The organism is Priestia sp. 40 (assembly GCF_049368575.1).
Classification (GTDB): Bacteria; Bacillota; Bacilli; order Bacillales; family Bacillaceae_H; genus Priestia; species Priestia zanthoxyli.
In genome coordinates, this window is sequence record NZ_JBMPZA010000005.1 from 1040336 (window position 1) to 1055113 (window position 14778).

14 protein-coding genes and 1 riboswitch are annotated in these 14778 nt (G+C 38.6%); of the genes, 2 read left to right on the forward strand and 12 right to left on the reverse strand.

Annotation, left to right across the window (positions count from 1 at the left end):
• Nucleotides 1-57: 57 nt before the first annotated feature.
• From ACO1DI_RS06435 to ACO1DI_RS06445, 3 genes are read right to left on the reverse strand one after another with little or no spacing between them, the layout of a single operon-like run.
• The gene (locus ACO1DI_RS06435) at nt 58-663 is read right to left on the reverse strand and encodes a CPBP family intramembrane glutamic endopeptidase (protein ID WP_014458325.1); all 606 of its coding nucleotides are present in this window, start codon (nt 661-663) and stop codon (nt 58-60) included.
• The gene (locus ACO1DI_RS06440) at nt 663-2180 is read right to left on the reverse strand and encodes a RecQ family ATP-dependent DNA helicase (RefSeq protein WP_115654879.1); all 1518 of its coding nucleotides are present in this window, start codon (nt 2178-2180) and stop codon (nt 663-665) included. Before ACO1DI_RS06440 ends, ACO1DI_RS06435 begins: the two co-directional genes overlap by 1 nt.
• A 23-nt stretch (nt 2181-2203) precedes the next feature.
• Nucleotides 2204-3253, reverse strand: coding sequence for a helix-turn-helix domain-containing protein (locus ACO1DI_RS06445; protein WP_208732890.1), 1050 nt, complete (start codon nt 3251-3253; stop codon nt 2204-2206).
• Between the two features lie 257 nt (nt 3254-3510).
• Between ACO1DI_RS06445 and ACO1DI_RS06450 the strand changes: the two genes are divergently transcribed.
• Nucleotides 3511-3759 (forward strand): ferredoxin, encoded by a 249-nt coding sequence (locus ACO1DI_RS06450; RefSeq protein WP_013059046.1) that lies wholly within the window; start codon nt 3511-3513, stop codon nt 3757-3759.
• 78 nt (nt 3760-3837) lie between these two features.
• Here the strand turns inward: ACO1DI_RS06450 and ACO1DI_RS06455 are convergent, their stop codons facing one another.
• Nucleotides 3838-4413, reverse strand: a complete 576-nt coding sequence (locus ACO1DI_RS06455; protein ID WP_014458322.1) for an ECF transporter S component — start codon at nt 4411-4413, stop codon at nt 3838-3840.
• A gap of 154 nt (nt 4414-4567) precedes the next feature.
• A riboswitch (FMN riboswitch) is annotated at nt 4568-4710 on the reverse strand.
• 298 nt (nt 4711-5008) lie between these two features.
• On the opposite strand from ACO1DI_RS06455, the gene serA reads away from it, so the two are divergent.
• Nucleotides 5009-6583 carry a phosphoglycerate dehydrogenase gene (gene serA / locus ACO1DI_RS06460; protein ID WP_014458320.1) on the forward strand — a complete coding sequence of 525 codons (1575 nt, stop codon included), beginning with the start codon at nt 5009-5011 and terminating at the stop codon, nt 6581-6583.
• A 34-nt stretch (nt 6584-6617) separates the two neighbouring features.
• Here the strand turns inward: serA and ACO1DI_RS06465 are convergent, their stop codons facing one another.
• From ACO1DI_RS06465 to ACO1DI_RS06500, 8 genes are all read right to left on the reverse strand, one after another.
• Complete coding sequence (locus ACO1DI_RS06465) at nt 6618-7307, reverse strand: peptidoglycan DD-metalloendopeptidase family protein (RefSeq protein WP_014458319.1); 690 nt, start codon at nt 7305-7307, stop codon at nt 6618-6620.
• Between the two features lie 171 nt (nt 7308-7478).
• On the reverse strand, nt 7479-9251 hold the full coding sequence (locus ACO1DI_RS06470; RefSeq protein WP_014458318.1) for an ATP-binding protein: 1773 nt from the start codon (nt 9249-9251) through the stop codon (nt 7479-7481).
• Entirely contained in the window at nt 9251-9967 is a 717-nt protein-coding gene (locus tag ACO1DI_RS06475; RefSeq protein ID WP_013059051.1) for a response regulator transcription factor, read from the reverse strand. Before ACO1DI_RS06475 ends, ACO1DI_RS06470 begins: the two co-directional genes overlap by 1 nt.
• 193 nt (nt 9968-10160) lie before the next feature.
• Nucleotides 10161-10298 carry a hypothetical protein gene (locus ACO1DI_RS06480; protein ID WP_165573695.1) on the reverse strand — a complete coding sequence of 46 codons (138 nt, stop codon included), beginning with the start codon at nt 10296-10298 and terminating at the stop codon, nt 10161-10163.
• Between the two features lie 150 nt (nt 10299-10448).
• Nucleotides 10449-11627 (reverse strand): c-type cytochrome biogenesis protein CcsB, encoded by a 1179-nt coding sequence (gene ccsB, locus ACO1DI_RS06485; RefSeq protein WP_014458316.1) that lies wholly within the window; start codon nt 11625-11627, stop codon nt 10449-10451.
• An 11-nt stretch (nt 11628-11638) separates the two neighbouring features.
• The gene (locus tag ACO1DI_RS06490) at nt 11639-13261 is read right to left on the reverse strand and encodes a cytochrome c biogenesis protein ResB (protein WP_423145173.1); all 1623 of its coding nucleotides are present in this window, start codon (nt 13259-13261) and stop codon (nt 11639-11641) included.
• Nucleotides 13262-13273: 12 nt separating this feature from the next.
• Nucleotides 13274-13795 carry a thiol-disulfide oxidoreductase ResA gene (gene resA, locus ACO1DI_RS06495; RefSeq protein WP_014458314.1) on the reverse strand — a complete coding sequence of 174 codons (522 nt, stop codon included), beginning with the start codon at nt 13793-13795 and terminating at the stop codon, nt 13274-13276.
• A gap of 197 nt (nt 13796-13992) precedes the next feature.
• Nucleotides 13993-14718, reverse strand: coding sequence for a pseudouridine synthase (locus ACO1DI_RS06500; protein ID WP_013059055.1), 726 nt, complete (start codon nt 14716-14718; stop codon nt 13993-13995).
• Between the last annotated feature and the right edge of the window lie 60 nt (nt 14719-14778).

Genomic DNA, 14778 nt, shown 5'->3' on the forward strand with positions numbered 1-14778 from the left:
AGGGAACATAAAAGATTATGTGGGTAGCACTGAAAATAATGGCTGTTTCCTTAACCTTTACTGCATGAGTTCTTCTCGCTGTGCAGATTTCCCTTTTGATTTTCTTATCTGCAGACCTAATAAAAAATCAATGAGAAAATGAGTAAAAATCGTGACATACAAATTTTCAGTCCACCAAAAAAGTAATCCTATTAAAAAACTTAAAACCACAACCGAAATAAAAAGAAACCACTTTTTTAAATATCGAATGTGAACGAGTGCAAATACGATACTCGCCCAAAACAGGCCAAACTGAACTTGTATAACCCCTCGAAATAATATTTCTTCTGAACATGCAACGATGAGGCAAATAAGGGCTAGATGAGGAACAGAACGGTTAGCAAATAAACGTTCATTGATCCCTCCGTCATCGTATAAATGCTCAGGTACGCATTTCATTAGAAATATATCTCCTCCTACTACTAAGAGAGCTGTTCCTCCCCCGTACAATAAAATAGAAGACCAATCCAGCTGAAAAAACTGCAAAAAGGAATTCCATGAATCGAATGTAAAAAACCCGATCCCTAAGGCAATGAAGCAGATGAGCAGCTGTGTTACATATAAATTTTTAACTAGCTCTGCATCTGTCATGGATGAAATAAGCTCTTGCTGTGATTTTGCCATTATATCTCTCCTTGACGAAGCAAACGAGCTAATTCTAATTCCCAGCCTTGAAAGGTCCATTGCTCTTGCTCACCATTTGTTTTTTTATAGTTTTCTAAATCCAAGCCGCAGCAATCGCAACAATTCTCAAGCTCTGATTTTCCCCGCTCATTAAAATAGCCAAGCAGCACGTGACGACGGCATTCTTTTGTCTCAATAAACCCCTTCATCGCACGGTACTTGTCATGTTTGTTCCGAAGACGTTTATTTACAGCTGCAATAATCGTTTCATGCAGCGATTCAGCAATTTTCCAGGGTTCAACATGTTCATTTTTCACTACATTTTCTCTGTACAAATAATAACGAATAAATCGCCAATGTGTTTCTTGAATACCCACTGTATAAAGAAAATGAGACTCTACTTGTTTTAAAGGAATGGCCTGATCATGATTTCGTAAATACGACAAGCAGTATAAGATGATATCTGAAGAAGGAAGCTCAATTTCAAGTAAAGAATGAGCAAAATCATCGTCTCCTTCAGCATAAAGCAAAATCGCAATACTGTTTTGCTGATCGCGTCCACTTCTTCCAATTTCCTGTACGTATGCTTCTAGCTGCGTAGGTGTATGAAAATGAATAACAAAGCGAACATTCGATTTGTTAACCCCCATTCCAAATGCACTTGTGCAGCAAATGATATCAAGCTGATTTTCTAAAAATTGTTGTTGAACAAGCATTCTTTCATTCGGTTCCATTCCCCCATGGTAATACTGCACTCGCTGTATCCCATTTTCCTTTAGAAGCTGTGTTAATGCTTCTGTCCAAGATCGGCTGGAACAATAGATAATTCCCGGACTTTGCAGTTCGCTAACGTACATCAGTAACTTCTCTTTTTTCTCTTCAATACTTGCAACAAAATCAACTTTCATCGCAATATTACTTCGATTCATGGAATAGATGTGCTCATTGACAGCAGGCAGCGATAAGTAGCGCTTAATATCTTCCACTACTTCCCTCGTCGCAGTTCCCGTTAGTGCCAGACATAGCGGACTGCCAAGTTCCTTCCATATATCTCCTAACTGAAGATAATCCAAACGGAAATCGTGTCCCCACTGAGAAATACAGTGCGCCTCGTCCACAACGAAAAGGCCTACCTTTGCCTGCTTTAATGCTTCTACTACAACAGCATTTTGCAAAATTTCAGGAGATGCATAAATAAAACGATAAAAAGCTAAATTTTTTAGCGCTCGTCGTTTTTCTTCTTGTTGTAGGAAACTATTTAAGGCAATAACTCGCTTTTCTCCGCTTGCCTTTAGCTGCTGAACTTGATCTTCCATCAGTGAAATTAAAGGAGATACAATCAGCACCGGTCGGTTCAACAAATAAGCGGGGAGCTGATAGCACAATGATTTCCCTGTTCCTGTAGGAAGAACCGCTAACACATTATGACCTGTTAAAATATCTTGAATAATCTCTTTTTGTCCTAGTCGAAATTGGCTATAGCCAAATTGTTTTTGTAGAAGTTGTTCTATCTTCACATCAAACACCACTTTTTTTAGTATCAGGTAAAATGTTTTGCTAATACGAGACGAATCTGAAAATAGGTAACGTCGTCTTTTACTTCTTCCTTTATCACCTTTAATTTATTTGTACGCAAACCTTCAAAAGCTGAGATGATTTCTTCCTGCTGCTTAGGCGATACGTATGCATCGATTGAAAAAGATGGAACAAACAGAGCTAATTCTGCAATATGATCTTCAATTGTACTTTCTTTTAAACGCCTTATATAAGCAATCTCTTCAAGCGTCTTGCCTTTTTGAAGCCAGCTATACGTTTTTAACGTCGAGCTCGTCAAAGGCAATTCTAAATATAGATCATGTAAAAAAGAAGAAAGTACATGAAAGCTTTCATTATTTTTACTCACTTTTTCAATGATATGATGAATAACCCCTAAAAGTTGAATATGAACATAATGCTCATCGAGTTCATATTGATATGCTAACTGATTTTTTGTAAAGCCTACTCTTTGGTATCCAGTCAGTTGCAAAACAAAAAGAGACGCATCTCGTTCCGCACAACCTTTCAAGCACGTTCGGAGCTCTTTGAACAGCTGAGCGGCTAACTCTTGACGCGTTTGCTTTTGAGACATAATATACGTTTTGACCCATTGAATGACCTCAGCATTTTTGGAAATGGGTAAAAACCCTTTTTGAAAATACTGTAGGTTTGATAAGGTCTGAATGAACAAAGTGATTCTTGCTAAAAATAATTGAGTACTGCTTGCGAATTTCCATCCGTCTAAAGCTGGATGAAAAGGTCGAGCCGTCAGTTCATCTTTAAGGCGTGCTTGTCCCTTATCTGTCATCACATACTTTTGATTTTCAGTTTCTTCAATATACTGCTGTTCTTTCAGATATGCAACGCAGGTTTCAAAAGACCGTTTATCTAAGTAAACAAATGACTGAAAAAGAAACGAAATTCCAAAAATTTTTCCGTCTTGAATCGTTTGAGCTGACTTTTTACCTGTTAATAAATGATAAATACCATAGGCGGTTCTCTCACCTTTTAACTGTTTTATACAAAATAAAATGCTAACTTGAATATAATTCAAAGGTGTCAACTTCCTTTCTCATTCATTGTACCAAAAGTGACCAATAGCATGTGAGGTAAAGGCTTTTTAGTTCTTTCCTTTATGTATCAAAACGTTTGGATAAGTGAAGAAACCTTGATTTGATAAGCATTCTCAGTGACTTTTCTATTGAAAAGTTTTATAAATCATTTTACAATGAATAAGGAGAAATTTCACTCTTGATTCGCGAAGAGATTATATAATGAGAAATTTTCGAACACTTTACAGGAGGTCTTGTTATGCCAAAATATACAATTGTTGATAAAGATACTTGCATCGCATGCGGCGCTTGCGGAGCTGCAGCACCAGACATTTATGATTATGATGATGAAGGTATTGCATTCGTAACATTAGATGATAACCAAGGTGTAGTAGAAATTCCAGAAGATCTAGAAGATGATATGATGGATGCAATGGAAGGTTGCCCTACGGATTCAATTCGCGTAGCGGATGAAAAATTCGAAGGCGATGCTAATAAATTCGAATAAGTATTGAACAAACCTGTAGTGTACATGCTGCAGGTTTTTTTATATATAAAAATCGCTCTCCCCGGGAGAGCGATTGAATTAAACAGCAACGCGGCGCGTAATCCATTGCTTCATTTTTGAAAACAATAAGACAAAAATAACCCCTGTTGCTGCTCCTTTTATTAAGTTAAACGGCAAAATACCTGCAACGATATATTGACGTGCTTGTTCACTAGACATTTCTGGCGATTGTAAGAAGATTGTATATGCCGGTAAAAAGACATAATAATTTAAGACAGCCATGAGTATTGTCATTACAACCGTACCCGTAACCAAACCTATCGTTACGCCTTTAGCTGTTTTAAATCGACGGAACATGTATGATACAGGAAGAACGAACAGTAAACCAGCCACAAAGTTCGCAACCTGGCCAACCGGAACCCCTGTAGCACTTCCTTGAATTAAATAATTCAATAAATTTTTTATTCCTTCTACTATAACAGCAGCCATCGGTCCAAATACAAGTGCTGCTACGAGTGCAGGAATTTCACTAAAATCAATTGTTAAAAACGGAGGTAATCCAGGAATTGGAAAATTAATCATCATTAAAATATAAGCAATACTACTTAACATTCCTAGTATGACCAGCTTTTGAGTTTTCTTACTTTGTTGCATCTTGCCTCTCTCCTTCTTTGTGATCCACTCTTCAAAGAAGAAAGGTTCAACTTTATATCCCCACGCAAAAACCTCCCAACAAATGATTCGTTGAGAGGAGACATGGCAGGCATATTTAATAAACGTTCATCACATTAGGTTTTGAACGCTGAACCTCCACCTTCTCCCATCCAGACTGTACTGTCGGCTTTGGAATTTCACCAAATCTGCTCGTATGTATTACATATAAGCTCGCGGGCTCAAAACAATTTGTTTTTTACCGCCGGTCGGGAATTTCACCCTGCCCCGAAGATAGACCAATATTTAATTATGAATTTATTATATGTTATCTCGAATTAAAAGTAAATAAAGAAGTTTTTTAATTCCTATTAAATTGATGTCTTTTATAAACTTCATTACTGTTTTATATGTAAAATAAGGAAATAAGTGCATAACCAACAGCATTATGACATATTTATAGTTTCAATTTTACGTTTACAATTGTGTATTTGATAACTAATTGTAAAGTTTAAAAAATATAATTGACAGAATTTTTTTAACATGGTAAATTATCAAATATTTGATGATAGTAAAATCTAAGGGAGATGTTCACGTCATGTATAACGTATTAGTAGCTGATTCAATTAGCAATGAAGGTCTTGCTCCACTACTTGAAGCTCCTCATGTGAATCTTACGCGAAAAAAAGTTGAAGAAGTTGAGAATGATTTGCATACGTACGATGCGCTTTTAGTACGGAGTGCTACGACGGTTACAGAGGATTTGCTGGCAAAAATGCCGAATTTAAAAATTGTTGCTCGCGCTGGAGTAGGTGTCGATAATATTGATATTGAAGCCTCAACCAAACGAGGGGTTGTCGTTATTAACGCGCCGAACGGAAATACCATTTCAACGGCGGAGCATACATTTGCTATGATGGCTAGCTTGTTTCGGCATATCCCCCAAGGAAATGCTTCAGTCAAAGCGCGCGAATGGAACCGCTCAGCATTTGTTGGAACAGAGCTTAATCGCAAACACCTGGGCATTATCGGGTTTGGACGAATTGGCTCAGAGCTTGCTAAACGCGCAAAAGCCTTCAATATGAGCGTTCACGTTTACGATCCTTTTTTAACCTCTTCCCGAGCTGAAAAGCTAGGGGTAGAACTATTATCCCTGGATGAATTACTAGCAGCAGCGGATGTTATTACCGTGCACACTCCGCTTACGAAAGAAACAAAGGGATTGCTCAATCATGACACGTTAGCCAAAACAAAGAAGGGCGTGTTTTTATTAAACTGCGCACGCGGCGGGATCATTGATGAAAAAGCCTTAGTTCATTATTTAGAAATTGGCCATGTTCAAGGTGCAGCTATTGACGTATTTGAAGTTGAGCCGCCGATTGATAACCCTTTGTTACATTTTGATCAAGTTATTACAACTCCTCATTTAGGCGCTTCTACAAAAGAAGCCCAGCTTAACGTTGCTGAAGACGTGGCACATGACGTTTTGCGTTTTCTAGAAGGCAATCCTGTAAGCTCATCCATTAATTTACCGACGCTTTCTAAAGAAGTTTTTGAAAAAATTCAGCCGTTTACGAGCCTTACTAAACAAATGGGAGCTATTTTATCTCAATGCATGCGAGAACCTGTTCAGCATATCTCTATCTCCTACGGAGGTACAGTGACGGATTTAGAAACCACTTATATTACACGGAGCTTGTTATCAGGCTTTTTAACCCATCGTATCGACTCACCTGTTAATGAAGTCAATGCTTCTATGATTGCCAAAGAACGAGGCATTACATTTGGTGAAAAAACGTCGGAAGATACGCAAGGATATTCCAATATGATTGACGTTACAGTAACGGGCGAACAGCGTACGTTTACCATTACAGGTACCTATATAGCAGGATATGGCCCTAGAATTGTTAATATCGATTCGTTTGATATTGATTTTTATCCAGAAGGACATCTTCTTTATATCCGTCACAGTGATCAGCCCGGAGTGATTGGAAATGTAGGGAAAGTACTTGGAGATTTACGTATTAACATTGCTACCATGCAAGTGGGACGCAAGCAAAAAGGCGGCGAAGCCATTATGATGCTCACGTTTGATAAACTTTTAGAGGATTCTGTCATCACTTCATTAAAACAAACAAGCGAGATTGTGACCATACAGCGCATTGAATTGTGACATTGAAAAAAAAAGAGCCTTAGCGGCTCTTTTTTTATGGACTTATTTTTAACACTTGTCCTGCATTTAAAGCGGTGTTCTCTAAATGATTCCACTTTCTTAGCTGCTCCACATCTACTTCATATTTGGCCGCAAGTTCAGATAATGTATCTCCTTGATGGATAAGAATACAGTTATCAGAAGTCTGATGTAACTGCTGAAAAACCGTGGCAGCTAAATCGCTTTTTACGTATGCCGATAGTTTTTGCTTGTCCAATTTGGCAAGTGGGTTTACTGCATTGGTTTTATCCGGATTCCAACTTCCTTGATGAACTTCAAAATGCAAATGTGCACCTGAAGATCGTCCTGTATTGCCAACCCGTCCAATGTTTTGACCTGCGGCTACAGAATTTCCTTCTGCAACAAAACGTTCCTCTAGATGAGCATAGACCGTTTCGTATCCGTTCGTTTGTTTGATAAAAACAACCTGTCCGTATGTATTTGAATAATAAGAGCGGCTCACCACTCCTTTTGCAACAGCATACACCTGTGTACCCACAGGTGCTGCTATGTCAATTCCAAAGTGTTTGGCGTGACGAGAACCAAATATATCAGTTAAAACTCCTTCAACTGGCCACTCCCACTGCTTCTCTTCTGCCTTTACCATTTGTCCGCCCAAAAATAACAGACCGATACACAATCCCATTACTAATACAACCAATATTCTTCTTAACACGTCAATCATGAAGAAAGAACCTCCTATGTAGATCATTGCACACAAAACATACTATATGCCAATTCCTTCTCTTTTAGACTTGTTTATAGAAAAAATAAAGAGATGTGATTCTCTACTGAATCACATCTCTTTGCTATTCTTATTATTTCAGCCGAAGAAAAACTGTTATTTAGCATGTGTTTACTTTGGCAGTTTGATAAAGAAAGTTGTTCCTTCATTTAATTCACTTTCAACCGCAATGATCCCTTGATGTGCCTCCACGATATTTTTGGCGATCGCAAGCCCAAGACCAGTTCCTGACTTCCCTCTCGTTCTGGCTTTATCCGCTTTATAAAATCGTTCAAATACAAATGGAAGATCTTCTTTCGGAATGCCTGCTCCTGTATCTTGAACAGAAAGATGGATTTCGGATTGACTTTTATCAAGATGCAGCTTTACTTCTCCGTAGTCATCCGTATGACGAATGGCATTATCAATTAAGTTTGTCAGCACTTGTTCCATACGGTCTGAATCAATCATCGCTTCAAATTCATCTTCTACTTTTCCATTAAGAGACAGTTTAATATATTTCTCTTTAGCTAACCCCTGAAACTTACGCAAAACACGTTCTGTAAATTCAACCATTGCTACAGATTCTAAGTGAAGCTGCACATGTCCCGCTTCCATTCGCGCCAAATCTAAAAGTTCATTTACAAGCCGGCCCATACGGAGTGATTCATCATAAATCACCTGTGCAATTTCTTTCTTTTCTTCATCCGTACTTGCAATATCGTCAATAATAGCTTCACTATAACCTTGAAGCATAGAAATAGGTGTGCGCAATTCATGAGACACGTTTGCAATAAAATCTTTTCTCGATTTATCAAGTTTACGCTCTTCAGACATATCTCGTAGTACAGCTACAGCACCGCGAATTTTCGTTTGATTATAGAGCGGTGACATTAAAATGACCCACGTTTTCCCTTGAATTTTCAACTCTGCACTTCGCTCCGTTTCAGTCTCTACTACCGTTTGAAACAAATGCACAACGTTTGCTGGAAGCTCAGGCACCTGCTGATTGTTAACATCCTGCTCGTAATACCAAGTCTGAAGAAAATGCTCCGCTGGGGGATTGGTAATTAAAATCGATCCGTCTCTACTAAACGTAATAACACCGTCTGCCATACTGCTTAAAATACTTGAAAGCTGTTCTTTTTCCTGATTGAGCGCATTGAGATTAAACTTTAACTGCCTGCCCATTTGATTAAAAGCAATCGCTAACTCTCCAATTTCGTCGTGAGTTAAAATAGGTACTTTTGTATCAAAGTTCCCTTTTGTTACTTCAAATGCCGCCTGCCTCATTTTTCTAAGAGGTGCTGTAATTCGAGTGGATAAGAAAAAAGCAAAGATAGTAGTTAAAATAATAGCAATACCTGCAGCCAATAAAATGAACTTAGTCGTATATTGAGCGGGCTCTTCAATTTCAGAAAGAGATTGATACAGATAAACGCCGCCTGTCGGTTTGTTATCTTTCATTAAAGGTACACCGACAACAAACATTAAAGGCTCATCACTCGTGTCTTTTTTTGTGGTCATGTACATTTTTTCCCGTACTACTTTACCTTTTTCAACCACTTGATTTAGCTGATTGTTTTGTTTAACAATGGCCGAAATAGCTTTCTTATTTTCTTTATCAGGATGTGTGGAATGCCAATAGAAATCTTCATCTTGAACAATAACTACACTTGCTTGATCTGCAAGTTCACGAGCAATGGATAGTCCTAGCTTTTCATCCTCTGTTTCCTGCACAATGGTAGAGATTTTAGCAGCCGTTTTAGTTAAACGGTTTTCCGCATCTACAACATGATAATTTTCAAAAAACTGAAGCAGTAAAATGGTCAAAATAAATAAAACAAGCGTGACGAGCAATAGGATAGTAAACCATAGTTTACCAACTACACTTCTCCAAAACATCAGTTATTTTCAACCTCAAATTTATACCCTACTCCCCAAACGGTTACAATCATTTTCGCCGCTTGTGACGATACGCGGTTTAACTTTTCACGCAAACGCTTGACGTGTGTATCTACCGTACGAAGATCTCCAAAGAAATCATAATGCCATACTTCACGCAGCAGCTGTTCTCTGTCATATACTTTATCTGGCGTTTTTGCAAGGTAGCATAATAATTCATATTCTTTTGGAGTTAAGTTAACTTCTTTTCCGTCTGCTGTAACGCGATGTGCGTCATTATCAATCGTTAAGTGATCAAAGACAATAAGATTTTTCACGCTCGTTTCTGGTTGAATAAACGTTGCTTGAGAAGAACGTCGAAGCAGTGCTTTTACGCGAAGAACCACTTCTCTTGGGCTAAACGGCTTAACGATATAATCATCTGTACCTACTTCAAACCCTTGGACTCTGTTTACTTCTTCCCCTTTAGCTGTAAGCATGATAATAGGAGTTGCTTTTTTCTCCCGAATTTGTTTACAAACCTCAATACCGTCTATGCCAGGCATCATTAAATCTAATACAATCAAATCATAATCTATGTGTAACGCTTTTTCGATTGCTTCATGCCCATCGGCTGCTTCTTCAATGATGTATCCTTCTTTTTCTAAGTACATTTTTAACAATCGTCTAATGCGATCTTCATCGTCTACTAGCAGTAATCTTTGTTCGTTTTGCATGTATTTTCAACCTCCTAGTCTTAGTGTACAAAAAAAAACCGGCGAGTTCTACTTATGATACCCAAACAATGTGACAATTCGTGAACACCTTTAGGAAAAACAGCTTTTTTTACCAAAAAGAGGCTGAGACGCAACGAAATCCATTCAATCTAAAGACGAACAAATAAAATACAGGAGCTAGTGGGGGGATCGCTTATTCCATCGCTGTTGATTTCCGTGCAAGACTTTGCTTTCCGCGGGCGGCCGGTGAGCCTCCTCGTCGCTTCCGCTCCTGCGGGGTCTCACCTTTTCCGCTTTTCCCGCAGGAGTCTTCGCCTTGCCCTCCAATCAACAGCTAGAAGCACCTACATATATGAAGCCTCCGTTACCCATACCAATGAAAAAATCCGAACGAATGAGATTCTCCATCAAGAATCTCATTCGTTCGGATCTTCCTTCAACTAAAATATCTTTGTTTCAGCCTCTATTCTATTTTTAAAGGTTAAGCATATGAATGTAAACCTGCAATAATTAGGTTCACAGCCACTAAGTTGAACATAATGATGGCAAACCCGCCAACTGCCAGCCAAGCTGATTTTTCACCGTGCCATCCTTTAGACAGCCGAAGATGAAGAAAAGCGGCGTAAAATAAAAAGGTGATCAGCGCCCACACCTCTTTAGGGTCCCATCCCCAAAAGCGCGTCCAGGCCATCTGAGCCCAAATCATAGCGAAAATAAGTGCTCCTAGTGTAAAAATAGGAAATCCAATTGCCACTGCTCTGTAGCTTACTTCATCAAGCAAGTCGCTGTTTACCTGCTTCACAAGCGGCTGCAGTGCGGCTCCAATTCGCTTCCGTAAAATAAGGCGAATCAGCCAATATAAGACGAAGCCACCGCCTAACGACCAAATAACCGTATTTAATTTTTTAGCATTGATAATAGCCGGCATATCAACAAACGGCTGTATGTCGTTCCCGTCTGTCCACTCACTTTGATGAGGCCCCACTAGCGGAACCATATGATATACGACTTGCTCTTGTTCTCCACTTTTATTAACCCAATTAAATGATGACTCGTAGTGAGCCGCATTAAAAGTCAGCGTCACCGCTACAAACCCAAGCGTACTAATAAGCGTATACAGGATGAATTCCAGCCAAAATGCCTTTTTATTTCGCTTGGATTGGTCAATCGTTTTGATTAAATAAATCAATCCTGCAACAAAGCTAATGGAAAGTACGGCTTCACCCGTAGCTGCGGTTGTAACGTGAATATGCAGCCAATTCGTTTGGAGAGCGGGTATCAGCGGCGTAATTTCAGTTGGAAACATGCTTGCATAAGCAATGATTAAAAGAGCCACCGGCAATGCAAAAAGTCCAAGCATGCTAAGACGATAAATAAAGTAAATAACAATAAATGCACCAACAAGCATCATGCCAAAAAACGTCGTAAATTCAAATAAATTACTAACAGGAGCGTGGCCTGATGCAATCCATCTTGTAATAAAGTAGCCAATCTGTGCAATAAAGCCGATGATGGTAACCGCAATTCCAAACGTTGCCCACTTTGTTTTCTTTTGAGCTGCTCGCTTATCTCGAATAGCTCCTCCGAAAAAAAAGGTTGCAACTAAATAAGCAATAAACGCCACATACAGTAAATTACTACTTATACTCGCGTAATCCATGCTTTTTCCTCCTATTTTGTTTCTTTATCATTTTGGTCCTTCAGCTGTGTAAGAGATGTTGATTCTAATAAACCATTTAGTTCTTTTTTAAGCCCATACCAGTTTTTATTTGTATGTGCGGCCAACCATATTTCATTATTGACTTTTTGAATCCACATGCGGCGATGATTCCAATACATCCCTTGAATTACACCAATCATAAAGATGGCTCCGCCAACTCCTAAAAACCAAAGCGTATAGTCTCTGCGAACGGTTAATCCCGTTACATTTTTCGTTTCCACACCAGCAAAGGTCATTTTATAATCGTTATTTCCTAGCGGCTCCAAGTTCTCTCTAATTCCAACAAAAGCAACTTCACCTTTTTTATGCTGAGGCGTGATCATTTTAAATACAAAAGCCGGATTGTTAGGTACTCTGGTCTTTGTATTTGGATTTCCTTCATCATCAAAGAAAAAGTCTGGAAAGTAACTCATGAGCTTGACTTTATATCCGTTTTTTAAATCATATGTTTCTTTTGGATTATGTAAATCTACTGTAAGTGAACCAACGTTTCTATTTGCATTTTTATCTGTTAAATGGAAAGACATAGAGCTAAACTCATTCAACTTGAAATCCACTTGGTACATGGCATATCCTTCAAACTTAAGCGGCTGATTCACACGAATCTCTGAATCTTTTATTTTCTTTAACTTTGGATCTGCTCCCGGTATAAGCTTTCCTTCGCGCTTATACAAACTAACATCCGCTTCATATTTTTTGGCTACTTTATTATTCCCTGCACGGTCAATTGCTTCTTGAAACACGGCGCTTTCGCTATCTTTATCATATGTTTCAACAGTAAAACGACGGTTTTTCAAAAAATACTCTCCGTTCGTCCCAGGAATAACTTTTGTTTCACCTTCACGGATCCAAAGAACTTCATCTATATACATACCTGGTACAAATCTAAGCATAGCACCTAGTAAAAAGATAATGAGACCGATATGATTAACGTATGGACCCCACCTTGAGAAGCGTCCTTTTTCAGCCAGCAGATTCCCGTTTTCTTCACGAATAGAGTATCTTCTTTTTTTAAGCATGCTTTTTACATGTTCAGATTCTTGATCGGTCCACGATGATGAAGTGCTGTATAAACGCTGTCTTTTTAAGAAATTTGGATGTTTTGTTACACTCTGCTTTTTTAAAGCTCGGTACAAAGGCACTACTCGATCTAAACTGCAAATGACTAAGGACATTCCTAAAGCAGCAATTAAAAGCAAGTACCACCACGATTCGTAGAGATGATGAAAACCTAACTTATAATAAAGCTCTCCTGTCCATCCATATTCCTTTTGGTAATACTCATCTGCTGTCACATTAGGAGGTATGTAAGCTTCTTGAGGATAAATGGTTCCGACTGCAGACGCAACAAGCGTCACAATAATGATCCAAATACCTACTTTTACAGAAGAGAAAAAATTCCATATTTTATCGATAACTGTTTTATTGTACGTTTGCGATCGCCTTGCGCTTCCTTCATAACGCATATCCACTAATTTATCATTTGTTTCTTCTGCAATCGGCTTACCACAGGCTTCACACAAAATCGTACCATGCGGGTTAACGTGTCCACACTCACATTTCACGTGTTTCATTGTCAACACTCCCTATGGTTTAATTTCTTCCATATATTCTTTTATTTTAGACTCTTCCAATCCCCCGATAAAACTGTCTACAATCTTTCCGTTTTTATCAATTAAAAATGTAGTCGGCAGAGGATCTATTCCGTATGCACCCAAAACTTGTGAATCTTTATCCATCAAAATCGGAAAAGATAGCCCATACTGTTTAGCAAACTGCTCTACTGCTATATTCGTTTCTGCAACGTTAACAGCTAGAATTTCAACACCTTGCTTTTTATATGAGGCATACTGCTTTTCCATAGCCGGCATCTCTTGTTTACAGGGCTTGCACCACGTTCCCCAAAAATTCAAAAAAACTCCTTTGCCTTTGTAATCTGATAGCTGATGAGTTTCTCCATTAACATCTCTTAATATAAAGTCAGGTGCCTTATCTCCTACTGATACCTTTTGTTTATCAGCAAAAAATTGAGCATAAAGGGTATATCCAACCGCGCACAGCAAAACTGCCAATATAACTGTTCGAATAATCAAGCGCTTTTTTTTCATGGCACGAACTCCTTTTAACCGCTTTCAATACGCTTTTTTCTACCATTATATCATTTTTGTGGTAGTGGCTTTCCAATAATATTTCGACGTTTCTGTGAAGTCTTCCTCTCATTCTACAAGTTCGACATTTTTTCAAAAAACCTTGCTTGTTTTTCTAATTCACGACATTTTTCATAAAAAAAACAGGTAAGTGAAAATTACTTACCTGTTTGAGACATTGAATATAATTGTTTGACTTCATGCGCTGTAAGCTCACGAGCTTCTCCTGCATTTAATCCGCGTAAATCTAAAGGTCCGTAGCGCTCACGTTTTAATTTTAATACAGAATGTCCGATTGCATCGAACATGCGACGTACTTGACGATTTTTCCCTTCGTGAATCGTCAATTCCACAATCGCCGTCTGCTTGCTTTTATCAATAGAAAGAACTTTTGCACGAGCTGGGGCTGTTTTTCCGTCCTCAAGCATCACACCGCGCTGCAGCTGTCTGATTTTTTCACGACTTGGAATTCCTTTAATTTTAGCCACATACACTTTGTCCACTTCAAATTTAGGGTGCATTAGCTGATTAGCAAATTCACCGTCGTTTGTCAAAAGAAGTAAACCCGACGTATCATAGTCCAGACGTCCAATGGGATAAATTCTTTCTTCTACATGTGGAAAGAAGTCAACAACTGTTTTTCTTCCCTTGTCGTCGTTAGCAGCTGAAATGACGCCTCTTGGTTTGTATAACATAAAATAAACGGGCGCTTCGCTTTCTACCGGCACTTCGTCTACTTCAATTTTATCGTTAGGACCTACTTTCGTGCCCAATTCTCTTACAACTTTTCCATTTACTTTCACTCGGCCTTGGCCGATTAATTCTTCAGCTTTACGTCTTGATGCTACACCTGCGTGAGCAATGACTTTTTGTAATCGTTCCATTAACACTTCACCTCTTGTAACATCTTACTTGTTTACGAAGTAATACACAAGTGTATTTGC